The sequence below is a fragment of the Mycobacterium sp. NGS50 genome (assembly GCF_059812545.1).
Genome location: NZ_JCALCW010000012.1, coordinates 102,216 through 127,941, shown reverse-complemented (window position 1 = coordinate 127,941; position 25,726 = coordinate 102,216). Strand labels below are relative to the sequence as shown.

Annotated in this window: 24 protein-coding genes; 21 read left to right on the top strand and 3 right to left on the bottom strand. The window is 67.9% G+C overall.

Translation table 11 applies throughout. The features are described 5' to 3' along the window. Positions 1-170 precede the first annotated feature (170 nt). Both AC5Y36_RS11110 and AC5Y36_RS11105 read left to right on the top strand, forming a co-directional pair. Entirely contained in the window at positions 171-812 is a 642-nt protein-coding gene (locus AC5Y36_RS11110; protein WP_500040938.1) for a TetR/AcrR family transcriptional regulator, read from the top strand. Between the two features lie 21 nt (positions 813-833). Continuing rightward, positions 834-2,036, top strand: a complete 1,203-nt coding sequence (locus AC5Y36_RS11105; protein ID WP_500040937.1) for a cytochrome P450 — start codon at positions 834-836, stop codon at positions 2,034-2,036. A 94-nt stretch (positions 2,037-2,130) separates the two neighbouring features. Here AC5Y36_RS11105 and AC5Y36_RS11100 read toward each other — a convergent pair whose 3' ends face one another. Further along, positions 2,131-3,063: an SDR family NAD(P)-dependent oxidoreductase gene (locus AC5Y36_RS11100; protein WP_500040936.1), complete on the bottom strand. Its 933-nt coding sequence runs from the start codon at positions 3,061-3,063 to the stop codon at positions 2,131-2,133. Positions 3,064-3,197: 134 nt separating this feature from the next. Here AC5Y36_RS11100 and AC5Y36_RS11095 point away from each other — a divergent pair, with 134 nt between their 5' ends. The 12 genes from AC5Y36_RS11095 to AC5Y36_RS11040 all read left to right on the top strand — a co-directional run bounded on the left by AC5Y36_RS11095 (position 3,198) and on the right by AC5Y36_RS11040 (position 16,450). After that, entirely contained in the window at positions 3,198-4,829 is a 1,632-nt protein-coding gene (locus AC5Y36_RS11095) for a nitric oxide reductase activation protein NorD (RefSeq protein ID WP_500040972.1), read from the top strand. A 19-nt stretch (positions 4,830-4,848) separates the two neighbouring features. After that, entirely contained in the window at positions 4,849-5,664 is an 816-nt protein-coding gene (locus tag AC5Y36_RS11090) for a CbbQ/NirQ/NorQ/GpvN family protein (RefSeq protein ID WP_500040935.1), read from the top strand. An 89-nt stretch (positions 5,665-5,753) separates the two neighbouring features. Next, the gene (locus AC5Y36_RS11085) at positions 5,754-6,866 is read left to right on the top strand and encodes an ABC transporter substrate-binding protein (RefSeq protein ID WP_500040934.1); all 1,113 of its coding nucleotides are present in this window, start codon (positions 5,754-5,756) and stop codon (positions 6,864-6,866) included. Between the two features lie 4 nt (positions 6,867-6,870). Further along, a complete protein-coding gene (locus AC5Y36_RS11080) occupies positions 6,871-7,998 on the top strand; it encodes a spirocyclase AveC family protein (RefSeq protein WP_500040933.1) in 1,128 nt (375 codons plus the stop codon). Continuing rightward, positions 7,991-8,878, top strand: a complete 888-nt coding sequence (locus tag AC5Y36_RS11075) for an SDR family NAD(P)-dependent oxidoreductase (RefSeq protein WP_500040971.1) — start codon at positions 7,991-7,993, stop codon at positions 8,876-8,878. The genes AC5Y36_RS11080 and AC5Y36_RS11075 overlap by 8 nt, the downstream gene beginning before the upstream one ends. Positions 8,879-8,900: 22 nt before the next feature. Further along, a complete protein-coding gene (locus AC5Y36_RS11070) occupies positions 8,901-10,349 on the top strand; it encodes an aldehyde dehydrogenase family protein (RefSeq protein WP_500040970.1) in 1,449 nt (482 codons plus the stop codon). Positions 10,350-10,356: 7 nt separating this feature from the next. After that, entirely contained in the window at positions 10,357-11,571 is a 1,215-nt protein-coding gene (locus tag AC5Y36_RS11065; RefSeq protein WP_500040969.1) for a cytochrome P450, read from the top strand. Then, positions 11,568-12,479 (top strand): SDR family NAD(P)-dependent oxidoreductase, encoded by a 912-nt coding sequence (locus AC5Y36_RS11060; protein ID WP_500040932.1) that lies wholly within the window; start codon positions 11,568-11,570, stop codon positions 12,477-12,479. The genes AC5Y36_RS11065 and AC5Y36_RS11060 overlap by 4 nt, the downstream gene beginning before the upstream one ends. Positions 12,480-12,498: 19 nt before the next feature. Beyond that, positions 12,499-13,764, top strand: a complete 1,266-nt coding sequence (locus tag AC5Y36_RS11055) for a cytochrome P450 (RefSeq protein ID WP_500040931.1) — start codon at positions 12,499-12,501, stop codon at positions 13,762-13,764. Between the two features lie 90 nt (positions 13,765-13,854). Then, the gene (locus AC5Y36_RS11050; protein WP_500040930.1) at positions 13,855-14,421 is read left to right on the top strand and encodes a dihydrofolate reductase family protein; all 567 of its coding nucleotides are present in this window, start codon (positions 13,855-13,857) and stop codon (positions 14,419-14,421) included. A 98-nt stretch (positions 14,422-14,519) separates the two neighbouring features. Next, on the top strand, positions 14,520-15,665 hold the full coding sequence (locus tag AC5Y36_RS11045) for a thiolase family protein (protein WP_500040929.1): 1,146 nt from the start codon (positions 14,520-14,522) through the stop codon (positions 15,663-15,665). Then, the gene (locus AC5Y36_RS11040) at positions 15,662-16,450 is read left to right on the top strand and encodes a crotonase/enoyl-CoA hydratase family protein (protein ID WP_500040928.1); all 789 of its coding nucleotides are present in this window, start codon (positions 15,662-15,664) and stop codon (positions 16,448-16,450) included. Before AC5Y36_RS11045 ends, AC5Y36_RS11040 begins: the two co-directional genes overlap by 4 nt. A 71-nt stretch (positions 16,451-16,521) precedes the next feature. On the opposite strand, the gene AC5Y36_RS11035 is transcribed toward AC5Y36_RS11040, so the two are convergent. Continuing rightward, entirely contained in the window at positions 16,522-17,679 is a 1,158-nt protein-coding gene (locus tag AC5Y36_RS11035) for a PPE family protein (protein WP_500040927.1), read from the bottom strand. Positions 17,680-17,810: 131 nt separating this feature from the next. Between AC5Y36_RS11035 and AC5Y36_RS11030 the strand changes: the two genes are divergently transcribed. From AC5Y36_RS11030 to AC5Y36_RS11015, 4 genes are read left to right on the top strand one after another with little or no spacing between them, the layout of a single operon-like run. Further along, entirely contained in the window at positions 17,811-18,530 is a 720-nt protein-coding gene (locus AC5Y36_RS11030) for a response regulator transcription factor (RefSeq protein ID WP_500040926.1), read from the top strand. Next, a complete protein-coding gene (locus AC5Y36_RS11025; protein WP_500040925.1) occupies positions 18,523-19,812 on the top strand; it encodes a sensor histidine kinase in 1,290 nt (429 codons plus the stop codon). Before AC5Y36_RS11030 ends, AC5Y36_RS11025 begins: the two co-directional genes overlap by 8 nt. 58 nt (positions 19,813-19,870) lie before the next feature. Beyond that, entirely contained in the window at positions 19,871-21,019 is a 1,149-nt protein-coding gene (locus AC5Y36_RS11020; RefSeq protein ID WP_500040924.1) for an NAD(P)H-binding protein, read from the top strand. Further along, positions 21,016-21,726, top strand: coding sequence for a CPBP family intramembrane glutamic endopeptidase (locus AC5Y36_RS11015; protein ID WP_500040923.1), 711 nt, complete (start codon positions 21,016-21,018; stop codon positions 21,724-21,726). Before AC5Y36_RS11020 ends, AC5Y36_RS11015 begins: the two co-directional genes overlap by 4 nt. A 147-nt stretch (positions 21,727-21,873) precedes the next feature. Here AC5Y36_RS11015 and AC5Y36_RS11010 read toward each other — a convergent pair whose 3' ends face one another. Then, a complete protein-coding gene (locus tag AC5Y36_RS11010) occupies positions 21,874-22,683 on the bottom strand; it encodes an enoyl-CoA hydratase (RefSeq protein ID WP_500040922.1) in 810 nt (269 codons plus the stop codon). An 87-nt stretch (positions 22,684-22,770) separates the two neighbouring features. Here AC5Y36_RS11010 and AC5Y36_RS11005 point away from each other — a divergent pair, with 87 nt between their 5' ends. From AC5Y36_RS11005 to AC5Y36_RS10995, 3 genes are all read left to right on the top strand, one after another. Then, on the top strand, positions 22,771-23,856 hold the full coding sequence (locus tag AC5Y36_RS11005; RefSeq protein ID WP_500040921.1) for a CaiB/BaiF CoA transferase family protein: 1,086 nt from the start codon (positions 22,771-22,773) through the stop codon (positions 23,854-23,856). Positions 23,857-23,920: 64 nt separating this feature from the next. Further along, a complete protein-coding gene (locus AC5Y36_RS11000) occupies positions 23,921-24,673 on the top strand; it encodes a 3-hydroxyacyl-CoA dehydrogenase (RefSeq protein WP_500040968.1) in 753 nt (250 codons plus the stop codon). 8 nt (positions 24,674-24,681) lie between these two features. Continuing rightward, complete coding sequence (locus AC5Y36_RS10995) at positions 24,682-25,680, top strand: NAD(P)H-dependent flavin oxidoreductase (RefSeq protein WP_500040920.1); 999 nt, start codon at positions 24,682-24,684, stop codon at positions 25,678-25,680. Positions 25,681-25,726 lie beyond the last annotated feature (46 nt).

Below are 25,726 nucleotides of genomic sequence, written 5' to 3'. Positions count from 1 at the left end.
GCGCCTCCGGGTCGTAGCGCAATACCAGGCCGAATATCAGAGCGATCAGCCCGAACAGCGTGCCCAGCATGATGAGAGCGCCCATGACCCCACCTCTTTCGATCAGGTAGATAGCAGATGCTATCTTAAGAGGGTGCATCCGTCGAGTGTGTTCTCGGGAGTGAAATCCGGTGCCTCAGGCAGATAGGGAGCAACGTCCGGCGACGCGCCGGCCCCGTGGCGCGCCGCGCGGCCTGCTGCTCGATGCGGCCCGAGATCTGTTCGCCCGCCAGGACTACCGCAGCACCACGACACGCGAAATCGCCCAGGCGGCAGGCGTCACCGAGGCTGCCCTGTTCCGCCATTTCGGTTCGAAGGCGGCGCTCTTCCGGGAGGCCCTGGTGCTGCCGTTCACCGGGTTCATCGACGAATTCGGCCGGACCTGGCAGTCGCTGGTCCCCGAAGAAACCAGCGAGGCGGAACTCGCGCGGCATTTCGTCGGCCAGCTCTACGATGTCTTTGTCGAACACCATGGTCTTCTGGTCACGCTGATGACAGCGGATGCGCTCAGCCCGGAGGACATGGCCGACGCCGGCATCGCCGATGTCCGGCAGGCACTGGCCCTACTCGGCCGGATCAGTGCCGAGGGTATGAACCTGCGCGACATCGGGTCGGCGCACCCCGACCTTCCCGCCCACTCGACAGTTTCGATGATCGCCGGAATGGCTGCGTTGCGGTCGACCTACTTCGGGTCCGACCAACCGCCGCGCGAGGTGATCGTCGAGGAACTCACCCAGGCCAGCCTGCACGGCTTCCTGCATCGCAACGACTGAGCACCCCCGAAGGGACCCGAGATGACCAACGCCGGCACGACCGAGCTGTACTACGACCCCTTCGACTACGGCATCGATGACAATCCGTATCCGGTGTGGCAGCGGATGCGTGAGGAAGCGCCGCTGTACTACAACGAAAAGTACGGCTTCTACGCGCTGAGCCGGTATGAGGACGTGGCGCGCGAGCTGCCGAACTGGCAGACCTACCGGTCCGGCCGCGGCACCACCGCCGACATCCTGTTAGCCAATCTGGAGGTGCCGCCGGGCATTCTGCTGTTCGAAGACCCCCCGCTGCACGATCTGCATCGCCGTCTGCTGTCGCGGGTGTTCACCCCGCGGCGCATGCTCGCGGTGGAGGACCTGGTCCGCGACTTCTGCGCCGGTGAACTGGATCCGTTCATCGGGGCCGGCGGATTCGACTTCGTGGCAGACCTCGGTGCGATGATGCCGATGCGGACCATCGGTTACCTGCTGGGCATCCCGGAAAAAGATCAAGAGGCCATCCGTGACCGCAACGGTTCGCTGATCGAGATGGCGCAAAGCGGCCAGCCGGGTGATCTCACTCAGAAGATTTTCCAGGACAGCGTGGTCATGTTCGCCGAGTACATCGAATGGCGCGCCGCGCACCCGTCGGACGACTTGATGACCGAGTTGCTGCAGGCACAGATCGACGAACCCGACGGCACTCGGCGCCCGCTGTCGCGCACCGAAGTGCTGTCCTACACCGCGATGATCGCGGGTGCGGGCAACGAGACCACCGCCCGGCTGATCGGCTACCTCGGACAACTGTTGGCGGAGAACCCCGATCAGCGCCGTGAACTCGTCGCCGATCCGACCCTGATCCCCGGTGCGATCGAGGAAACACTCCGCTACGAGGCCCCCTCCCCGGTGCAGGCCCGCTATGTGGCCCAGGACGCCGAGCACTACGGGCACCGGGTGCCGGAGGGTTCATTCATGCTGCTGCTGAACGGATCCGCCAACCGGGACCACCGCCACTTCACCGACCCGGACCGTTTCGACATCCACCGCCAGGGCAGTCACCTCAGCTTCGGGCAGGGGGTGCACTTCTGCCTCGGCTCGGCGCTGGCCCGGCTGGAGGCCCGCGTCGCCCTCGAGGAGGTTCTCAAGCGCTGGCCGGAATGGGATGTCGACTATGCGGCGGCCGAACGCGCGCACACCGCCAGCGTGCGCGGCTGGGCTCGGCTGCCGATCGTGACCCGATAGGCCGGTGTGCTGCTGAAATCGACGTCCTAATTGACTTATAGCCCCGGATATCGGCTGTTTTCGAAATTTACGCGTCGATCTCAGCGGAAACGGATCATACGGCGGTGACGCCGAGGCGTTCGCACACGCCGAACACCTCCGCGAAGATGGAGTCGGGCACCGTGAACGGCTCAGTCGCGGAGATCTCGGCCAGATGCGACGCGACATCGTCAGCAGTCGGGTCGCTTCCCGGCTCGGCCAGCCAGCCGTCACCGAGACCGACGAACACCCGCGCGAACCGCCCCGCGCAGGCGGAATAGTTGTGATGCGTCAGGGTGCAGTCGCGACTGGCCAGGTACGTCACCATCGGAACCACCAGCTCGGGCTGAATGATCTTCAGGAATCCGGCCTCCTCAAGGGCTTTCGGGTCGCCGACGGTTTCGGTGACCATCCGCGAGTAGCCGAACGGCAGCACCGTATTCGCCAGGATGCCATGGGGCGCGCCCTCGATCGCGATCACATTCGCCAGCCCGACCAGCCCGGCTTTGGCCGCCGCATAGTGGGCTTCCAGCGGTTGGCCGAACATGCCACCCGATGACGAGATGAAGACGAATCGGCCATAGCCCTGTGCTTTCATCGCGCGATAGGCGGGCTGGCTCAGAAAGAAGCCGCCGTCCAGGTGCACGCGCAGCATCCGCCGCCAGTCGTCCACCGACATTTCATCGAACGGAACACTGTTGAAGATGCCGGCGTTGCTCACCACCGCGTCCACGCGGCCGAAACGATCGAGCGCGGCCGCCACGATCGCGTCCCCGCCCTCGGGGGTGTCCACCGAATCGTGCGAGGCCACCGCCACGCCGCCGGCAGCCAGGATCTCCTCCACGACCAGGTCGGCCACCCGGGTGTCCGCGCCGTCTCCGTGCATCGTCCCGCCGAGATCATTGACCACCACCGACGCGCCGCGGCGGGCGAGTTCGATCGCGTAAAGCCGGCCCAGGCCCCGACCCGCGCCGGTGACGACAGCGACCTGGCCCGCGAAATCGATCATCGGAGCCACCTACTCCCGTCATTGACTGCGGTCGCAGCGGACTTTACGGTGGAACAATAATTTGGTCAACCGGAGGGGTGAGGGAACGCGTGGCGCACCAGCTGGACGGGGTCGATGCCCTCAAGCGGTGGAACATGCTGGCGTCGGCACTTTCCGGGCGCGCATTGCAGGTGGCCGGCGCCGACGCCGGTCAGCCGGCGTGGACCGACGGCAAGACGGTATTCGTCGACGCCACCGCCGACCCGGGCCGCCAGCTGCGCGCCGTCACCGTGCAGGCATGCCTGCTGGCGGCGGGCAGCCTGCACGCCGACATCGTCCGGAAGCTGAGCGGCCGCCGGACACTGGCGAACCGGTATCTGGCGATCGAGGGACACCGGGCGCTGGCGGCCAGCGGTGACCTGTTGCCGCCCGGACTGCGTTCGCTGGTCGACCACGACGTCGCCGCTCGCAGCGACGCCCCGGCCAGCTCGCTGGCGTTGGCGCGCAGCGGTGCCGACATCACCAGCTGCCCAGACGCATTCGGGGTCATCCGGCCGCGAAAACTGCTGACCGCACGCGGCGAGAGCGAGGCGAACGGTGCGGCGGGCACGCACGCGCCACGCAGGCAGACCGCGTCACCGGCCGACCTCGACGATGACCGCGACGAGGCCGAAGACGTGAGGGATCCCTTCTCCAGCCCGGTCGGCGGGTCAGGTGCCGCGGGTCGGCTGGTCGCCAAGATGCTGGGCGTCGTGCGGCGCCTCGGCGGCAACGGCCCGCCCGGCGCGGATGCACCCACGCACCGGACCCGATCGGGCAGGCGCGGCGCCGGCTCGGTGATCTCGACCGCCGGCTACGGCGCCGAAGAAGACAGCGCACCCAGCCGCGGGGCCGGGACCTCGTATCCGGAATGGGATGTTCACCGCGGCCGGTACCGGCCGAACTGGTGCACCGTGCTGGATGGCGCCCCGCGCCACAACGAAGCCGCCCCACTGCGGCTGACCGAGAGCGGATTGCGGCGCCCGCTGGCGCGGCTGGGCGTGGGACTGGACCGATACCACCGCCAGCCTCAGGGCGACGACGTCGATATCGACGCGGCGGTGGAGGCCAGGGTGGAGGCGATCGCCGGTTCGGCGCCCGACGAGGCCGTCTACCTGGACAGCCTGCGTCGCCGCCGCGATCTTTCGGTACTCATCCTGCTCGATGTCTCCGGCTCGTCGGCTGAACCCGGTGCCGCCGGTCACACCGTCCATGAACAGCAACGGGCCGTGGCCGCCGCGTTGGCGAAAGCGCTGCACGATCTGGGAGATCGCGTCGCGCTCTACGCGTTTCATTCCCAGGGCCGATCGGCGGTCCACGTCGCGCCGGTCAAGCAGTTCGACGACGCGCTTGACGCGTCGGCGTTGCGACGGCTGGCCGGGCTTTCGCCGGGCGCCTATTCGCGACTGGGCGCCGCGATCCGGCACGGTGCGGCCGTGCTGGAACGTCGCGGTGGCACCCCGCGACGACTACTCGTCGTCCTGTCCGACGGTTTGGCCTACGACCACGGCTACGAGCGGGCCTACGGCGCCGCCGATGCGCGCCGTGCGTTGGCGGAGGCCCGCCGCCGCGGCACCGGGTGCCTGTGTTTGACCATCGGTGCGGCCACCGACGTCGAGGAGTTGCGCCGGGTGTTCGGCAGCGCCGCGCACGCGACCATTCCTCGGCCGGACCAACTCCACCAGGTCATCGGGCCGCTGTTTCGTTCGGCGCTGCGGTCCGCCGATCTGCGACGACGTGTTGCGTGAGCAGAAGGGTATCCACGACATGGCAACTGCGGCACCCGGTCCGCGCCCGTACTACGTCCCCGTCGCCGACGAGGAGCACGTGTTCAAAGCGGCCTTCCGGCAAGGGCTGTCGATTGTGCTCAAAGGCCCGACCGGATGCGGGAAGACCCGGTTCGTGGAGGCGATGGCCTACGACCTGGACCGGCCGCTGATCACGGTGGCCTGCCACGACGATCTGACCACCGCAGACCTGGTGGGCCGCTATCTGCTGCGTGGCGGTGAGACCGAGTGGGTGGACGGCCCGTTGACGCGGGCCGTCCGCGAGGGGGCGATCTGCTATCTCGACGAGGTTGTCGAAGCCCGCCAGGACACCACGGTGGTGCTTCACCCGCTGGCCGATCATCGCCGCCAGCTGCCACTGGAGCGCCTGGGGGTGACCCTGCAGGCCGCGCCCGGGTTCGGCCTGGTGGTGTCGTACAACCCCGGTTACCAAAGTGTCCTCAAAGACCTCAAGGACTCCACTCGCCAGCGCATGGTCGCCATCGACTTCGGTTTCCCCACTCCCGACGTCGAGGAGAAGATCGTTGCGTGCGAAGCCGGCATCGCGCACGACCAGGCAGCCGACCTGGTGCGGCTGGGACAGGCGATCCGCCGGCTGGAGACCGGCGGGCTGCGTGAGGTGGCCTCGACGCGGGTGCTGATCGCCGCCGGACGGCTGATCGCCGAGGGACTGGGTCCACGAGAGGCGGCGCGGGCAGCGGTAGCCGGTCCGCTCACCGACGACTCCCTGGTCACCAGCGGACTGGTCGAGATGATCGACGTGTACCTGGCCGGCCAAGCCCGACAGGATGATTGACGATGCGGCAGTCCGCGCGCTAAGGTCTGAACAAATTTTAGGTTCACCGCGCGGCGAGAGGGCCACGGCGCCGCGTCGATGGAGGTGAGATGTCGTACGAGAGCTCCGCCGAGCCGATCAAAATCGGCTATCTGATGGATTTCCGGCTTCCTGAAGGCTTTCCGAAGACCTATTTCGAAGACCTGACCCAGCCCTTCGACCTGGTCTTCCAGCAGGCCACCGAACAGGGTCTGCTGGACCGGCCGGTCCAGATCATCTACCGCGAGGTCGAGGGCCTGCCCAAGGGGTCGGTCAAGGCGGTCATCGACGCGTACGGCGAACTGTGCGACGAGGGGTGTCTCGCGGTGTTCGGCCCGCATATCACGGACAACTGCGTGCCGACCCGCGAGGCCATCGAGGACCGCTTCAAGGTGCCCTGCCTGAGCGTCACCGGATCGGACGCCGCGCTGGGGGAGTGGTTCTTCTCCTTCCCGCAGGGATCGCTGACCGACGAGCCGATCTTCTGGACGGACCTGTTGGCCAAGGCCGGCCACACCGAGGTCGGGGTGCTCAAGGAGCAGTCGCTGGTCGGCGAGACCTACCTGCAGAACTTCCGGAAGGCGTGCCAGCGCAAGGGCATCCGCATCGTCGCCGAGGCGACCATCGCGCAGACCGCGCAGGATGTTTCGCAGGCGGTGCGCGCCCTGCATGAAGCCAAGGCGCCGGCGATCGTGCACTGCGGCTTCGGATTCGGGATCGTCTTCATCAACCCCGCCTTGCAGGAACTGAACTGGGACCCGCCCCGGTTCACCAGCACCGCGTTTCAGAATGCGTGGATCAACCCGATCATGTGGAACGCGTTCATGGGCTGGGTCGGCATCGACCAGTACGACGAGGGCAACGCGGTGGGTCAGAGTTTCCTCGACGAATACCAGCAGGCGTACGGCCGGCGCCCGGAGTGGTGCGTGTCGGTGGTGAACCGCGACGTCGCGATGACGCTGGTGCGGGCCCTCAGCGATGCGCATCCGCTCAGTCCGCGGGGCGTCAAAGAGGCCCTGGAACGGGTGAAGATGATGCCCGCCGCCTCCGGCGCACCGGGAACCCGGGTGTCGTTCGGCAACTGGACACGCCGGGCCTGGATGGGCGCCGGCTATCTGGTGGCCCGCAGGCTCGACGCCGACGGCGTCAACTCCCATCTCGTCGACCGTTTCGGAGAGGAATAGACCGATGACCGCAGAGCAGACAGCGCCGTCCGCCACCGCGTCAGCCGTCGAACCCAAACGCGGCTCGCCGTGGGTTCGGGTCTGGGCCCTGGCCGGGCTGGGTGTGCTGGTCTTCTTTCTCGCCAATGCCCGCACCGGGTTGGACTCCGACCGGGTCCGCGTGTCGCCGATCACCGGGCCACCGGAACGGCCGGTGAAGGTGTTGTTCGGATTCGAGCACTGGCTCGGGCTGCTGGAGGCGTTCACCGTCGTCGTGATGGTGCTCATCACGGTCACCTACGTGGTGGCGTGGCGTCGGCACCCGTATCACCCGATCCTGCTGATGGGGATCGTCACGACGCTGATCGTCTGGCAGGACCCGATCATGAACTGGGGGCCGTTCGCGGTCTACAACCCCGAACTGCATCACCTGCCCGAAGACTGGCCGCTGGTGTCGCTGTCGCCGACCGTCGAGCCGTTTGTGGTGCTGGGCTACATCATGTTCTACCTGGCGCCCTACTTCCCGGGGATCTGGCTGCTGCGCAAGATTCAGGCGCGCCGGCCCGTCGACTCGTTCGTGTGGCGTCACCCGCTGATCAGCCTGGCGATCTGCATCCTGCCGTTCGGGATGATCCTGGATGCGGCCCTGGAGATCACCCTGGTGCAGACCGGAATGTACATCTATTCCCAGGTTCCGATCGGGTCGATCTTCGTCGGCCAGACCCACCAATTCCCGTTGATCGTGGAGATTCTGGCGGTCAACTTCGTGATGGTGCCGGCCGGGGTGCTGCTGTACCGCGACGACACCGGGCGCACCGTGGCCGAGAAGCTCGCCCAACGGGCCAAGATCTTCGCCAGCCGGCCGACGCTGGGGATGTTCATGGTGATGCTGGTGCTGATCAACATCGGCTACTTCTGCTACGGCGGTACCTTCGCCCTGGTCAAAGCGGCGCATCTGTCCCGCACCGTTGCCTGCCCGTGGCCGTATCCGGAAGCCAAAATCTATGACCCACAAGGCTTCTACGAGAAGGAAGGCCAGCCGGGTCCATACTCGGTCGGCAAATGGGCGACCTGGCAAAGCGGCCAGCCGAACGGACGGCCGGATGTCCAGCCGCCGGCCGACGGCGGCCGGTGCGGGCCGGGCAATGGGTGAGACGCGCAGCGTCGTCATCACCGGCGCCTCGCGCGGGCTCGGCTTCGCCTCTGCGGTCGAGCTGTATCGCAGGGGGTGGCGGGTCGTCGCCGCCATGCGGTCCCCGGAGACCGGGCTGGCGGCACTGCGTGAAGCCACCGGCGCGCGCGACGACGACCCCCGGTTGATCGGTGTTCCGTTGGACCTGACCGACTCCGCATCGGTAGCTGCCGCCGCCAAGGCCATCGAGGCGGCCGTCGGTGCTCCGCATGCTGTGGTGCACAACGCCGGGATATCAGCCGCCGGCATGGCTGAGGAGACACCGGCGGACCTGTGGGAGAGGATGTTTCGCACATCCGTGTTCGGACCGGTGGCATTGACCAACGCGCTGCTACCGGCGATGCGCGCGGCGGGGCGGGGACGCATCGTCGTGGTGTCCAGCGCGGGCGGTGTCCGCGGCATGCCCGCCACCGCGGTGTATTCCGCGGCCAAGGGCGCATCGGAGCGGTGGGCTGAATCGCTGGCCAACGAGATCGCACCGTTCGGGCTGGGCGTGACCATCCTGGTGACCGGAACCTACGACACCGAGATCATCACCGATGCCGGGACCACGGATTGCCGCGATCTCACCGGCCCCTACGCGCGCCACCACGGCACCATGGATCGGCGAGGACGGGCCGCGATGAAGCGTGCCGCCCGCTCGCCGCAGCGGTTCGCGGCCGGACTCGCCGCTGCCCTGGAATCCAGGGCGGCGTTCGTTCGGCGGCCGGTGGGCCCCGACGCGCGCATGTTGCTGATCGCCAACCGCCTGCTGCCCGCGGCGGGATTTCATCACATCATCCGCCTCATGATGGGGCTGCCTCGATTCGGTGCTCTCACGGACAGGGATACACATGGCTGACACCCCTCGGTTCGAGTCCAGGATGATGATCGACGGCCGGCTCGTCGACGGCCAGGCGGGCACGTTCGTCAACCTCAACCCGGCGACCGAGGAGCCCCTCGGCGAGGTCGCCGATGCGTCGACAGCGGACATGCGTCGCGCCATCGACGCCGCCCGCCGCGCCTTCGACGACACCGACTGGGCGGTCAATCACGCGTTCCGGCAACGCTGTCTGCTGCAGCTCCAGGACGCGTTGGAAGCCGAGCAGGAGGAGCTGCGCGAGGAGCTCATCCTCGAAGTCGGTTGCCCGCGGGCCATCACCGCGGGCCCCCAGCTCGACGCACCGCTGTCGGACGGGCTGCGATACCCGGCCCAGCTGATCGACAGCTATCCGTGGGAGACCTCGCTGGGTGACGCGTTCGTTTCGGTGACCGGTGTCAACACCACCCGCAAAGTCTGGCGCGAAGCCGTCGGGGTGGTCGGGGCCATCGTGCCGTGGAACTTCCCCTTCGAAGTCACCATCCACAAGATCGGTCAGGCGCTGGCGACCGGCAACACCGTCGTGCTCAAGCCCGCACCCGACACCCCCTTCAACGCCACCCGGCTGGGGCGGCTGATCGCCGAAAACACCGACATCCCAGCGGGTGTGGTCAATGTAGTCACCGCCTCCGACCATCTCGTCGGCGAAGAGCTGACGCTCTCACCCAAGGTGGATCTGATCTCCTTCACCGGGTCCACCGTCGTCGGGCAGCGGATCATGGAAAAGGGGGCCGCGACCATGAAGCGGCTCTTCCTGGAACTCGGCGGCAAATCGGCGACAATCGTGCTGGAGGACGCCGATCTCGCGCTGGGCTGCATGATGGGTATCGCGCCGTGCATGCATGCCGGGCAGGGCTGCGCCAACCCGACGCGGCTGCTGCTGCCGCGGTCACGCTACGACGAAGGCGTCGCCATGCTGGAGGCGATGTATGCCGGCATCGCGCCGGGTGACCCGCAAGACGCCGCCACGCTGTGCGGACCCGTCATCTCGGACAAGCAGCGCAACCGGATTCGCGGCTACATCCAGAAGGGCATCGACGAGGGCGCCCGGTTGCTGGTCGGGGGAACCGAGGCTCCCGATGGTTTGGACCGCGGGTATTACGTCCGGCCGACGCTGTTCGTCGATGTCGACAACGCGATGACGATCGCCCAGGAAGAGATCTTCGGCCCGGTGCTCGCCGTCATTCCGTACGACGACGAAGACGACGCGGTGCGTATCGCCAACGACAGCCCCTACGGTCTGGCCGGCAACGTCATGTCCGGGAGCCTGGACCACGCGCTCGCGGTGGCCAAACGCCTGCGCGCCGGCTTCATCGGCCTCAACGGCGCGGCCGGCTACGGCGCCGACACGCCGTTCGGCGGCTACAAGGCCAGCGGCGTCGGACGTCAGAACGGTACCGCCGGATTCGACCAGTACACCGAGATCAAGTCCGTCGCATATCCCGCCGGATAAAGGAGCAATTGTGCAGTTGTTTGACGATCTGGACGATTTCGGCGCGTTCGACGATGTGGTGTCCGGCGATGTCCGCGACCCCTACACCGAACTCGCCCGGCTGCGCCGCGAAGAGCCCGTGCAGCGCATCGACATGTCGGTGCTGCCGCACGAGGAATCCAAACCGGTGTTCATCGTGTACCGCCACGAGGACGTCATCGCGATGCTGCGCGACAACGAGACGTTCTCCTCGTCGATCATCATCGACGCGTTCGGTGACGTGCTGGGCAAGCACGTGATGTTGGGTATGGATGAACCCCAACACGGCCGGCACCGCGCCCTGGTGTCAAAGGCGTTCTCCCAGAAGGCGCTGGCCCGCTGGGAAGACGAGCTGGTGGGCCGGGTCGGCAATGAGCTGATCGACCGGTTCGTCGGGCGCGGCAGCGCGGATCTGGTCAAGGAGTTCACCTTCGACTACCCGACCCAGATCATCGCCGGGCTGCTGGGCTTGCCGCAGCAGGACTTCCCGCAGTTTCAGCGCTGGTCGATCTCGCTGCTGTCGTTCACCATCAACCCCGAACGCGGCCGCGCCGCGTCGGAGGCGTTGCGCGACTACTTCAGCCCGATTCTCGCCGCCCGTCGCGATGACCCGCGCGATGATCTGATCAGCGGACTGGCGCAGGCTGAGATCGACGGGGAGAAGTTGTCCGACGAGGAGATCTTCTCGTTTCTGCGGCTGCTGCTGCCGGCGGGCATCGAAACCACCTATCGGGCCTTGGGCAATCTGTTGTTCGGCTTGCTCAGCCACCCCGATCAGCTCGACGCGTTGCGCGCCGACCGGTCGCTGCTGGGACAGGCGATCGAGGAGGGGGTGCGCTGGGAGCCGCCGCTACTGACGATCACCCGGGTCGCCGCCCGCGACACCGAACTGGGCGGCGTGGCGATCCCGGCCGGTTCTTCGGTGATGCCGATGATGGGTGCCGCCAACCGTCAAGAGGACCGACACCCCGATCCCGACCGGTTCGACATCATGCGCCAGGCCCGGTCGCACACGGCGTGGGGCCACGGCGTGCACGTCTGCCTCGGCATGCACCTGGCCCGGCTGGAGATGCGGGTCGCCCTCAACCTGCTGTTCGACCGGCTGCCGAATCTGCGGCTGGACCCCGAGGGTGGCGACGTCTACATCCGCGGCCAGGTATTCCGTTCGCCGACAGCGCTTCCGGTGCTGTTCGGAGACTCATGACCGAGCTGCGGTTCGACGGGCGCGTGGTGGCCATCACCGGCGCCGGCCGTGGGGTGGGGCGCAGCCACGCCCAGCTGCTGGCAGCCAAGGGCGCGTGCGTCATCGTCGCCGACAACGGGGGAGGCATCGACGGGAGCGGCACCTCCTCGGCGCCGGCCGACGACGTGGTGCGCGAGATCACCGCCGGCGGCGGAAGCGCGGTCGCCTGCTGCGCATCGGTCGCCGAACAGGAAGGTGCACAAGCTATTATCGGCACCGCGATCGAGGCATACGGCCGTATCGACGCGGTGATCAACAACGCCGGCATCCACGACCCCGGGCTGTTCGCGGACCTGTCGGCGGAGCAATTCCACAGCATGCTGAACGTTCACTTCATCGGTAGCCTGCTGGTCGCCCGGGCCGCCTGGCCGCACTTCGTGCAGGCGGGGTACGGGCGCGTCGTCAACACCGTGTCCGAAGCGATGCTGGGCGGCATCACCGAATTGACCAGCTACGGCGCTGCCAAGGGCGCTGTTTTCGGGCTCACCCGTAACCTGGCGACCGAAGGCGCCGCCCACGGCATCCGGGTCAACGCCATCGCGCCGCGCGCCTACACCCGCATGTCGGCGTCGCACTCGGACTCGGTGGCGGCCCAGCTGTCCATTCCCAAAGAGCTGATGGACACCGTCAATGCCAGCATGCCCCCGGACTTGTGCGCTCCGGCAGCCGCATTCCTGGCGCATCACGACTGCCCGCTCAACGGCGAAGTGCTGCAGATCGGGATGGGCAACGTCGCACGCATCGCCGTCGTACGCACCGCAGGGATCACGAAATCCCCGCTCACCGCCGAGGATATCGCCGAAAACCTCGACACCATCATGAACGTTTCGGACGCCCAGGTGGCCGAGGTCACCGAAATGGTGCTGTGACTGGCTCAGGAGGCCTGCAATGAGCGACTTCGACTCGATCGACTTCTTTACCGACCAGTCGTTGATCCCGGATCCGTACCCGTACTTCGACCATCTGCGGGCCAAGTGCCCGATGGTGCACGAGCCGCATCAGGGAGTGCTCGCGGTCACCGGTCACGCCGAAGCCCTTGCCGTGTACCGAGACCCGGCGTTCTCCTCGTGTGTGTCGGTGGCCGGGCCGTTCTCCGGGCTGCCGTTCGAACCGTCCGGCGACGATATCGGGGACCTCATCGAGGCGCACCGCGAGCAGATCCCGATGAGCGAGCACATCGTCACCCAGGACCCGCCGTTACACACCCGCACCCGCGGGTTGTTGAGCCGGCTGCTGACGCCCAAGCGGCTCAAGGAGAACGAGGACTTCATGTGGCGGCTGGCTGACGAACAGCTCGACGAGTTCGTCGCGCGCGGCCGCTGCGAGTTCATCGAGGACTACGCCAAACCGTTCTCGATGCTGGTCATCGCCGACCTGCTCGGGGTGCCCGCCGCCGACCACCACGAATTCCGCCGGGTGATGGCCAGCGAACTGGTCGGTGCGGTCGACGAGGACGATCCGGTCCACCACAACCCGCTGCAGTGGCTCGACGACAGGTTCTATGCCTACATCGACGACCGCCGCAATCAGCCGCGCGACGACGTGCTGACCGAGTTGGCGCAGGCCAAATACGAGGACGGGTCGACCCCCGAGATCATCGACGTGGTGCGGGTTTCCACCTTCCTGTTCGCCGCCGGCCAGGAAACCACGGTCAAGTTGCTCAGCGCCGGACTGCGGGTGATCGCGGAGCGTCCCGAGATCCAGGCGCTGTTGCGCAGCGAACGCGACCGCATCCCGGTGTTTCTGGAGGAGACGCTGCGCACCGAAAGCCCGGTCAAATCACACTTCCGGATGGCGCGAACCACAACGAAAGTCGGCGACACCACGGTGCCCGCCGGCACCACCGTGATGTTGTTGCCCGGGGCCAGCAACCGCGACCCGCGCAAGTTCGAGGACCCCGACCAGTTCCGCGTCGACCGGACCAACGTGCGCGAACACGTGGCGTTCGGTCGCGGGGTGCACTCGTGCCCGGGTGCGCCGCTGGCCCGCGCCGAGGGCCGGATCTCGCTGAACCGCATCCTGGACCGGATGGCCGATATCCGCATTGACGAAGAAGTGCACGGCCCGCCGCAAGCCCGCCGCTACAGCTACGAGCCGACGTTCATCATGCGCGGCCTGCAAGAGCTGCACCTGCGGTTCAGGCCGGTCGAGTGAGCAGCACCAACCAGATGGGCCGGTCGGCGGATTGACAGAATCTGGGCTGCCGTCGCGATGAGTTTCGCCCTCCGATGAAGTCTGATCTGCATGGGCACACTCATCTATGGCTTCAACGTGTCGGTGGACGGGTACATCGCCGACGCACAAGGCAGCATCGACTGGTCCGAGCCGAGCGAAGAACTGCACCAGTACTGGAACGATTTCGAGAGGGAGACCGCCCTGTCGTTCTACGGCCGGCGGCTCTATGAACTGATGTCCGCGTACTGGCCGACCGCCGACACGGCCCCGGATGCCACCCCCTTGATCGTTGATTTCGCCCGCATCTGGCGCGACATGCCCAAGGTCGTGTTCTCGCGCACCTTGGAGTCTGTCGACTGGAACTCCCGGCTGGAACGCGGCGACCCGGTCGAGGTGGTGACGAAGTTGAAAGCCGAGACCGACGGCAGGCTCGAGGTTGCCGGCGCGACGCTGGCGGCACCGATCGTGCAGGCCGGACTGGTGGACGAATACCGCATCGTGGTCGCGCCCACCGCCGTGGGTGGCGGAACCCCGTTCTTCCCGACCCTGCCGTCATGGATCTCGCTGCGACTGCTGGAGAACCGCACCTTCCCGGGTGGCGCGGTCCTGCTCCGCTACGAGGCGAAACACGACTGATCGGACGGGACAAACGTCGGGTCCTCGGCCACCCCGGCTGCGGCCCTCCCAACCCGTTGGTCAACAATCGGAGGCACACCGAACATAAGGAGTGTGTCATGGCTGACGCCGTCATCGTCGAGGCAGTGCGTTCCCCGATCGGCAAGCGCAACGGCGGCCTGTCCGGGGTGCATCCCGCCGAATTGTCCGCCCAGGTCCTCAACGGCCTGGTCGCCAAGGCCGGCGTCGACCCGGAGCTCGTCGACGACGTCATCTGGGGCTGCGTGATGCAGGCCGGGGAGCAGGCGCTCGACATCGGGCGGACCGCGCTGCTGGCGGCCGGCTGGCCGGAGACCGTTCCGGGTGTGACCGTGGACCGGCAGTGCGGATCCAGCCAGCAGTCGGTGCACTTCGCGGCCGCCGGTGTGGTCGCCGGCCACTACGACGTCGTCGTCGCCGGTGGGGTGGAGTCGATGTCGCGGACCCCGATGGGGGCGTCCCTGGCCAACGGCGGGCACCCCTACCCCGAGGCGTTCCGGACCCGCTACACCCAAACCCCCAACCAGGGCATCGGCGCGGAGATGATGGCCGCGCAGTGGGGCTTTGACCGCAGCGCCGTCGACGAGTTCTCGCTGGCCTCGCACGACAAGGCGGCGGCCGCCCAGGACGCGGGCGCCTTCGACGACGAGATCGTCGGCATCAAGGACGCTGACGGCAACGTGGTGCTCAAGGACGAGGGCATCCGCCGCGGCACCACGCTGGAGAAGATGGCCCAGCTCAAGCCGGCGTTCAAGGAAGACGGCGTGATCCACGCCGGTAACTCCAGCCAGATCTCCGACGGCTCGGCGGCGCTGCTGTTCATGTCGGCGGAGAAAGCCAAGGAGCTGGGGCTCAAGCCACTGGCGCGGGTGCACACCGCCACCCTGGCCGGCGCCGACCCGGTGATGATGCTCAGCGCGCCGATCCCGGCGACGCAGAAGGCACTGAAGCGCTCCGGGCTGTCCGTCGACGACATCGGTGCGTTCGAGGTCAACGAGGCGTTCGCCCCGGTCCCGATGGCCTGGTTGGCCGAGATCGGTGCCGCCCCAGAGCGGCTCAACCCCAAGGGCGGTGCGATCGCGCTGGGCCACCCGCTGGGCGGGTCCGGCGCCCGGATCATGACGACCCTGCTCTATCACATGCGGGACAAGGGAATTCAGTATGGCCTGCAGACCATGTGTGAGGGTGGCGGCCAGGCCAACGCCACCATCCTGGAGCTGCTGTGAGCGAGGCGGGTGCGCTCACCGAGCGCCGCGGGAACGTTCTGGTCATCACCATCAACCGGCCCGAGGCGCGCAACGCGATCAACGGCTCGGTGAGCATCGCCGTCGGCGACGCGCTGGCGCAGGCGCAAGACGACCCCGAGGTCCGTGCGGTGGTGATCACCGGCTCGGGTGACAAATCGTTTTGCGCGGGAGCCGATCTCAAGGCGATCTCCCGCGGGGAGAACCTGTATCACCCCGAGCACCCCGAGTGGGGATTTGCCGGCTACGTGCACCACTTCATCGACAAGCCCACCATCGCCGCGGTCAACGGCACCGCGCTGGGTGGGGGCACCGAGTTGGCGTTGGCCAGTGACCTGGTGGTGGCCGAGGAACGCGCGCAGTTCGGGCTGCCCGAGGTCAAGCGCGGCCTGATCGCCGGGGCTGGTGGCGTTTTCCGCATCGTGCACCAGCTGCCCCGCAAGGTGGCCCTGGAGATGCTGTTCACCGGCGAGCCGATCAGCGCCGCCGATGCTGCCCGGTGGGGGATGATCAATCAGGTCGTCCCGGACGGCACCGTGCTGGAGGCGGCGCTGGCGCTGGCCGAACGCATCACCGGCAACGCGCCGCTGTCGGTGCAGGCCAGCAAGCGCATCGCCTACGGTGCCGACGAGGGCGTCATCCCCGACGAGGAACCCGGCTGGGATCGCACCATGCGGGAGTTCCGCACGCTGCTCAAGACCGAGGACGCCAAGGAAGGTCCGTTGGCGTTCGCGCAGAAGCGGGCCCCGGTCTGGAAGGCCCGCTGACTGAAAACGGCCCCGTAGCTGACATACCACCCCGAAAATGGGGGGGTGCGCGGCTGGGGCGGCAATCTCAGTCAGGCCACCGGCGACCGCGGCAGCATGTTGGGCCGCAACAGGAACCGGGTGTCCAGGGTGGCGCCGCCGACACCACGCGCCGCGGAATTGGTCAACGGCATCACCGGCGGCACGCCGCCGGCCGCTTCGGCTGCACTGACTGCGGGGGTCGCGGCGCTCGGTAGTGCCGCCGACACCGGATGGACCGCGGATGTCGCCGCGGTCCAGGTCTGCGGCACCGACATCCACCCGACGGTGCCGGCTTGACCGAGCCCCGCCGACACCGGAGCGACGCTGCCGATGCCCAGGCCGGTCAGTGCGGTCGAGCCCAGCGCGTTGGCCGCGGTACTGGCGGCCACGGTGGATGCCGCCGCGCCCACCCCGGCACCCATCGTCTTTGCACCGGTGGTGCTGCCCTGCATCAGCATCCGCATCAGCATGCTCATCGGCATCATTGCCATCCGCAGCGGCATGGTCAGCGAACTCAGTGAGGACAGCGACCCCAGTGACGACGAGCCCGAGGCCGTGCCCGGGTCGGCGCCCGGCGCGGCCAGGCCGCTCAGCGTCTGCGGCATGGTGGACACCAGCTGCGACAGCGCACTCTGGGTGCCCGCGTCCATCGAGGTGCCCACGCCCTGGTCGACGGCAGCGGCCGGGTTGGCGACCTGCTGCGGCGCGGTGAACGGCGTCAGGGTGGTGGCGGCCGCCGAGTTGGCGGCATAGCCGTACATCGCCGTCGCATCCTGAGCCCACATCTGGGCGTAGTGGGCCTCGGTGGCCAGGATCGCCGGGGTGTTCTGGCCCAGCAGATTGCTGGCGACCAGCGACATCAACAGGGCGCGGTTGGCTTCGATCACCGGGGGCGGCACCGTCATCGCGAACGCCGCCTCGTAGGCGGCCGCGGCGGCACGGGCCTGGGTAGCTGCCTGTTCGGCCTGGGCTGCTGTGGTGTTCATCCACGTCGCGTAGGGGGCGGTCGCGGCGGTCATCGCCGCGTACGACGGTCCCGTCCACTGCACACCCAACCCGGAGATCACCGATGAGTAGGAGGCCGCCGTCGTCTGCAGGTTGGCGGCCATCTCGTCCCAAGCCGCCGCGGCAGCCAGCAGCGGACTAGCGCCGGGGCCGGAATACATTCGGGCCGAGTTGATTTCCGGCGGCAACGCCCCGAAATCCATGCGTTCACCCCCAGCTGTGTTGACCTGTCCCTCACACGCTACGAAGGTGCTGGTCAGCGGTCGGCTAGCGAAAGGTAAACGGGTGATTTACCTTCGCCGGAACCCGCTTTGATGTGGATATGATCGCCGGCATGGCGCAACTGCTGGTGGTCGAGGACGACGAGACCATCGGCCGACTGCTCAGCGAGGGTCTGCGCACGCACGGTCACGAGGTGCGCTGGTGCCGGTCGGGTCGCACCGCACTACGCGAAGCCGCCGTGCAGGAATTCGATCTGGCGTTGCTGGACCTGGGCCTGCCCGACCTGGACGGGGTCGAAGTCTGCCGGCAGCTGCGTACCGCCCAGCCGGGTTGCGTGCTGGTGATCCTGACCGCCCGCGACGCCGAGATCGATGTGGTCGTCGGTCTGGACGCCGGCGCCGACGACTACCTCACCAAGCCGTTCCGCTACGCCGAGCTGCTGGCCCGCGTCCGCGCCCATCTGCGTCGCGGCACCGCTGCGGTGGCCCCGGCGGAGGCCTACGTCGTCGGTGACCTGGTGGTCGATCCCGCAGCCCGTACCAGCAGCTACGGACGTCATCCAATTGAGCTGCGGCCCAGGGAGTTCGACCTGCTCGCCCGGCTGGCGGCCGAGGCTGACACGGCGCTGTCCCGGGAGACGCTGATCGCCGATGTGTGGGATGAGAACTGGTATGGCTCAACGAAAACCCTGGATGTGCACATCGGGATCCTGCGCCGAAAGCTGACCGCGGCGGCCAAACTGCACGGCGCGGATCCCGCGGCCGCGCCGCAGATCACCACCCTGCGCGGTTACGGCTACCGCCTCGATTCCCCCGGGCAAGGCGATGCGTAGGCGCATCGTCACGCTGGCCATGCTGGCGGCGACCCTGGCGACCAGCTTGTTCGGGGTCCCGTTGGCGCTGTCGGCGGCCCGCTACTACCGCGTCTCGGAAGGCAACAAGGTCGAACGCGCCGCGAACAAGGCGGCGATCCAGGTTGCCGCCGACATGTTCCACGGCCGCTTCGTCGACCAGATCCCGCAGTTCGAACCCGGCACCGGGGTGGCGATCTACACCGCCGACGGCCGGCTGGTCGCCGGTGAGGGCCCCGCCCCCGCCGATTCCATCGTCAGCCGCACCCTGGCCGACAAACGCGTCCACCGCTCCACCCGGGACGGGCAGATTACCGCCGCGGTCCCGATCACCGACGGTCCGCGCATCGTGTTCGTCGCGCGCTCCGCGTCCTCCACCGACGAGTTGCGCAGCCGGATCGCGCAGGCGTGGGCGCTGATGCTGGGCCTGGAAGCCGTCGTGCTGGCCGTGACGTGGCAACTCGCGCGCTGGCAAGCCCGACGGCTGGCCCGCCCGCTGGAACACCTGGCCGGTGCCGCCGGCGCGCTCGGCGACGGTGATTTCAGCGTTCGGGCCCAGCCCAGCGGCATACCCGAGATCGACGCCGCCGGCTGTGCCCTCACCCAGACCGCCGAACGCCTCGGTGACCTGGTCGAGCGGGAGCGGGCCATCACCGCCAACGCCTCCCATCAGCTGCGCACCCCGTTGACCGGGCTGCGGCTGGGGCTGGAAGCCGCGCTGGACTCGCCGCATGCCGACCACCGCCAAGCCATCGTCGACGCGGTGGCCACCACCGAACGCCTCGCCGACACCATCGAGGATCTGATCGCCCTGGCCCGCGACGACACCAGCGGCAGCGACCCGCTGGCGCTGGACAGCCTGCTTTCCGAGGTTTCCGAGACGTGGCGTCCTCGCCTGAGCGCCGCCGGGCGAGAACTGCAGGTATCGGCCGATCCGGGACTGCCGCCCACGCTGGCCTCGACCGCCGCCGTACGCCAGATCCTTGCCGTGCTGATCGACAACGCCAGCCTGCACGGGGTGGGCACCGTCAGGGTTCACGCCCGCGACGCGAGCACGGTCACCGCGATCGACGTGGCGGACGAGGGAACCGGGCTCGACCAGGACCAGATCGATCTGCTGTATCGGCGCTCCACCCGCGGGCATGGCATCGGGCTGTCGTTGGCCCGCGACCTTGCTGAGGCCGAAGGCGGACGGCTACGGCTCAGTGGCCGCACCCCGACGACGTTCACGCTCTTCCTGCCGGCCGCGCCCGAGGAGGACTGAGCCTGCACCGTGGGGGCGGTCGGCGTTTCGGCCACCCGCTGACTCGTCGGCCGCTACGTTGGACCCTGTGCGGATTCTGGTGACCGGAGCCACCGGCTATATCGGATCACGACTGATCACACAACTTCTCGCGGAAGGCCACCAGGTCGTGGTCGCCAGCCGAAACCCGGCCCACCTGGGACGGTTCGGTTGGTGCGACGACGTGCGGGCCGTGCTGCTCGATGCGGCCGATCGTGCCTCAGCGTGGGCGGCGTTCACCGTCGCCGGCCCCATCGACGTCGTCTACTACCTGGTACACGGCATCGGTCAACCCGGCTTTCGCGCGGCCGACAACGCCGCGGCCGGCAACGTCGCCGACGCGGCCAAGGACGTCGGTGTACGACGCATCGTCTACCTCGGCGGCTTCGTGCCCGACGACACCAAGGACCTCTCTGAGCATCTGGCCAGCCGCGCCGAGGTCGCCGCCGCGCTGAGCATCGACGGCGGCCCCGAGGTGGTGTGGCTGGGCGCGGCGATGATCCTGGGCGCCGGGTCGACGTCATTCGAGATGCTGCGCTACGTCGGGGACCGGTTCCCGCTGCTCCCCAGCCCGAGCTGGATGGACCACGCGCTGGACCCGATCTCCATCCGCGACGTGTTGTATTACCTGGTGGCCGCCGCCGACGCGGCGGCGGTACCGCCGGGTGCCTACGACATCTGCGGACCCGACACCACGACCTACGCCGGGCTGCTGACGGCTTATGCCCGGGTGTCGGGCCGATGGCGCGCCCGGATTCCGGTGCCCGGCATCGATACCGCGGCGGCCTCCCGGTTTTCGACTGTCGCGCTTCCGGTGCCCGACGGGCTGGCAGCCGACCTGGTGGCCTCGATGAATCACCCGATGTCGGCCTCCGACACCCGGCTTGCTGATCTGGTCGCCGACCCGCCCGGCGGACTGCTGTCCTCCCAGGAGGCGATCACCCGTGCGCTCGCCAGTCCAGGACCCCGCCCCGTCAACGACCTGGACGACCCGCATCACCTCGCCGACAGCGACCCGACGTGGGCCGGTGGCGACACGTTGCGCATCCGGCGGCTGGCCGCAGCCATCACTCCGGCGTTGGTGCGGCCCGGCCTGGGATTGGTCAACGCCGTCCCCGGCCCGGTTGCCGGCCTGATCCGCACCGGCCTGGACACGCTGATCAACCTGGCGCCGGGACGGCCGGCATGACCACCCCGCAGCGGGGACTGATTGGGGAGTTCTGCGACATCATCACCAATGTGGCTGTGCCGCACCACGAGCCACCCGTCGTCGTGCTGCGCCGCCGGGTGGTGGTCGCCGTCGTGATGGTGGCCGGCGCGGGTGTGCTGGGCTACGCACTGACCAGGAATCCCGGTGAATCCTCCTTCTACTGGCTGACTTTGGCGCTGGCCGGGGTATGGAGCGTGGGTGCACTGGTGTCCGGGCCGCTGCATCTGGGATGTGTCCGGTTCCGTGGCCGCTACGAACGACCGGTGTTCACCGGTGTCGGGATCGGCGCTGTCCTGGGTGCGGTATTCGTGCTGGGCGGGCTGGTGGCCAAACAGATCCCGGCCGTGGCCGAATTGGTGAGCAAGGTGTTGGCGTTCGCCCACCAGGGTGAGTTGCGACTGGTAGTGGCGGTCACATTGGTCAATGCGGTCGCCGAGGAGATGTTTTTCCGCGGCGCGCTCTACACCGCGCTCGGGCGTCATCGGCCGGTCGTGGTATCGACGGTGCTCTACATCGTGGCAACCATGGCCAGCGGCAACCCGATGCTGGGTTTTGCGGCGCTGATCCTTGGTGCCGTGTGCGCCGTCGAACGCCGTGCGACCGGGGGAGTGCTGGCGCCGATACTGACCCACCTGGTGTGGGGGCTGATCATGGTGCTGGCGCTGCCACCCATGTTCGGGGTTTAACCCGGCGGCCGGGCCCAACACCTCTCGATCAGGTGTTGCAGCGATCACTTGAGTCTGAGCGGCGTGTTGGGTACCAAACCGCACACTCGGTCAGATTTTCATCCTCACCACGGGGCGAAGGCCCCTGGGGGGACAGCTCGCGCGGACTCAGCGGTCGGTGAACACCGGGTCCCGGCGTTCCTGGAAGGCCCGGGCCCCCTCGCGGAAGTCGTGGGCGTTCAACAGGATCGACTGCCCGACGTATTCGCGGTCCAGTGCGCCGTCCAGCTCACTCAGGGTGGCTGCGTTGATCGCCTGCTTGGTCTTGGCGAACGCCACCGCCGGCCCGCTGGTCAACCCGGCCAGCACCTTGTCCACCTCGGCGTCGAACTCCTCGGCCGGATACACCGCGCTGACCAGGCCCCACTCCAGGGCGTCGGCGGCGGGCAACCGCTCGGCCAGCAGCGCCATCCGCATCGCCCGGATCCGGCCGATCGCCGCAGCCACCAACGCCGATGCGCCACCGTCGGGCATCAATCCGATCTTGGTGAACGCGAGCATGAAAAATGCTTTGTCGGAAGCCAATACCAGGTCGCAGGCCAAGGCCAGCGACACTCCGACGCCCGCGGCCGGGCCCTGCACCACGGCTACCACCGGGCACGGCAGCGCCGCGATCGACCGGATCGCGCGGTTGGCTTCGACGATGATCACCGTCGGTACGCCGTCGGCGGCATCCTCTGCGCTGATGCCGGCACCCGAACTGAAACCGCGGCCGGCGCCGCCCAATCGCACCACCTTCACGCGCGGATCGGTGGCGGCGGCCTCCATGGCATCGGCGATGCCGGCCAGCACCGGGGTGGTCACCGAGTTGAGGCTGTCGGGACGGTTGATGGTCACCGACAGCACGCCGTCGGCCAAGGAGACGGACAACCCCTCGACGGGTGCCAGCGTGTCGATCCCGGAAGCAATAGCGGTCATGGGCCTCACCTTAAGCGGGCGGGTGCAGCCGCTTAACAGGTGGCTGCGAAGATGCAAAGCACACACCAGACGACGAGGAGGTCGGAGATGGCGGGACCGTTGGCGGGTTTGCGGGTTATCGAACTGGCGGGTATCGGACCGGGCCCACATGCGGCGCAGATTCTCGGCGACCTGGGTGCCGACGTGGTCCGCGTCGACCGGCCACCGAAATTCGGCTCTGAACCCTCCAAAGACACCATGCTGCGCAACCGGCGCTCGGTGACCGCCGACCTGAAGTCTCCGGAGGGCCGCGACCTGGTGCTTAAGCTGGTCGCCAAGGCCGACGTGCTGATCGAGGGCTTCCGGCCCGGCGTCACCGAGCGGTTGGGGCTGGGGCCCGAGGACTGCGCCAAGGTCAACGAGCGGCTGATCTACGGGCGGATGACCGGCTGGGGGCAGACCGGGCCGCGCAGTCTGCAGGCCGGCCACGACATCAACTACATCTCGCTCAACGGCCTGCTGAACTCGATCGGCCGCAAGGGCGAACGGCCGGTGCCGCCGCTGAACATGACCGGCGACTTCGGTGGCGGATCGCTGTTTTTGCTGGTCGGGATTCTCTCCGCGTTGTGGGAGCTGCAGACCTCCGGCAAGGGCCAGGTCATCGACGCCGCCATGGTCGACGGGTCGAGCATGCTCTCGGCGATGATGTGGAGCTTCCGTTCGCAGGGACTGTGGTCCGACGAGCGCGGGGTCAACATGCTCGACACCGGCGCACCGTATTACGACACCTACACCTGCGCCGACGGCCGCTACATGGCGGTGGGTTCGATCGAGCCGCAGTTCTACGCCGAGATGCTGGACAAGCTGGGGTTGGATCCCGCCGAGTTGCCCGCCCAGAACGACGTGAGTCGCTGGCCGGAGCTGCGCGCCAAGCTGACCGAGACGTTCGCCGCACACGACCGCGCCCATTGGGCCGAGGTGTTCGCCGGCTCCGACGCCTGCGTGACACCGGTGCTGGCGTTCGGCGAGGTCGAAATCGACTCGCACATCACCGAACGCAACACATTCTACGAAGTGGACGGTTACCTGCAGCCGATGCCGGCGCCGCGGTTCTCCCGCACCATCCCCGAGACGCCGCGTCCGCCGGTGGTACCGGGGGCCGACAACGACACCATTCTCACCGACTGGGTATAGTCCCAACCAACTGGTAGGTCGACACCGAGGTCGGCCGCGCCGGAGGGAAGGGATGGCGGGAAAAGTGCAGATCAAAGACGCGGTAGCGGTGGTGACCGGCGGGGCGTCGGGCCTGGGCCTGGCGACCACCAAGCGGCTGCTGGATGCCGGCGCGCAAGTGGTGGTGATCGACCTCAAGGGCGAGGACGCGGTGAAGGAGCTTGGCGACCGAGCCCACTTCGCGCAGGCCAATGTCACCGACCCCGACGCTGTCGGCGCCGCTCTGGATGTCGCGGAAACGCTGGGCCCGGTGCGGATCAACGTCAACTGCGCGGGCATCGGCAACGCGATCAAGACGCTGAGCAAGGACGGCGCGTTCCCGCTGGACGGGTTCCGCAAGGTCGTCGAGGTCAACCTGATCGGCACGTTCAACGTGCTGCGTCTGGCCGCCGAGCGGATCGCCAAGACCGAGCCCGTTGGAGAAGAACGCGGCGTCATCATCAACACGGCGTCGGTGGCCGCGTTCGACGGCCAGATCGGTCAGGCCGCCTACTCGGCGTCCAAGGGCGGCGTGGTCGGCATGACGCTGCCCATCGCGCGTGATCTGTCCCGCGAGCTGATCCGGGTGTGCACCATCGCGCCCGGTCTGTTCAAGACGCCGCTGCTGGGCTCGCTGCCCGAGGAGGCGCAGAAGTCGCTGGGTACGCAGGTGCCGCACCCGGCGCGGCTGGGCGACCCCGACGAGTACGGCGCGCTGGCGCAGCACATCGTCGAGAACCCGATGCTGAACGGCGAGGTGATCCGCCTCGACGGTGCGATCCGGATGGCACCCAGGTAAGGAATGACATGAGCATCACGACGAAGTTCACCGAGGTTTTCGGGGTTGAGCACCCGATCGCGCAGGGCGGTATGCAGTGGGTGGGGCGTGCGGAGTTGGTTGCCGCAGTGGCCAATTCGGGTGCGCTGGGGTTTCTGACCGCGTTGACGCAGCCGACACCGGCGGATCTGGCCCGCGAGATCGCCAAGACCCGCGAGCTGACCGACAAGCCGTTCGGGGTCAACCTGACCATCCTGCCGACGATCAACCCGCCGCCCTATGACGAGTACCGGCAGGTGATCGTCGACTCGGGCATCAAGATCGTGGAGACCGCAGGGTCCAACCCGGCGCCGCATCTGCCGATGTTCCACGACAACGGCATCAAGGTGCTGCACAAGTGCACCTCGGTGCGCCACGCGGTCAAAGCCCAGTCTTTGGGGGTGGACGGCATCAGCATCGACGGGTTCGAGTGCGCGGGCCATCCCGGTGAGGACGACATTCCCGGTTTGGTGTTGATTCCGGCGGCGGCGGCCAAGATCGACATCCCGATGATCGCCTCCGGCGGGTTCGCCGATGCGCGCGGTCTGGTGGCCGCATTGGCCTTGGGTGCTGACGGCATCAATATGGGGTCGCGGTTCATGTGCACGGTGGAGTCGTGCATCCATCAGAACGTCAAGGAAGCCATCGTGGCCGGTGACGAGCGTGGCACCGAGCTGATCTTCCGCCCGCTGCGCAATACCGCGCGGGTGGCGTCCAACACCGTCTCGCGTGAGGTCGTCGAGATCCTCGACCGGGGCGGCCAGTTCCCCGACGTGCAGGAACTGGTGGCCGGCGTGCGGGGCCGGCGGGTGTTCGACGACGGCGACGTGGAGGCCGGCATCTGGTCGGTCGGTACCGCGATGGGCCTGATCAACGACATCCCCACCGTCGCAGAACTGGTGTCGCGCATGGTTTCCGAGGCCGAGGAGATCATCGCCGGACGGCTCGGCGGCATGCTCGAGCCCGACGACGAGGAGAGTGTGGCGTAGCTGCTGAAAGCGACCTCCCAGCGGTCATACGACCCCGAAATCGGCG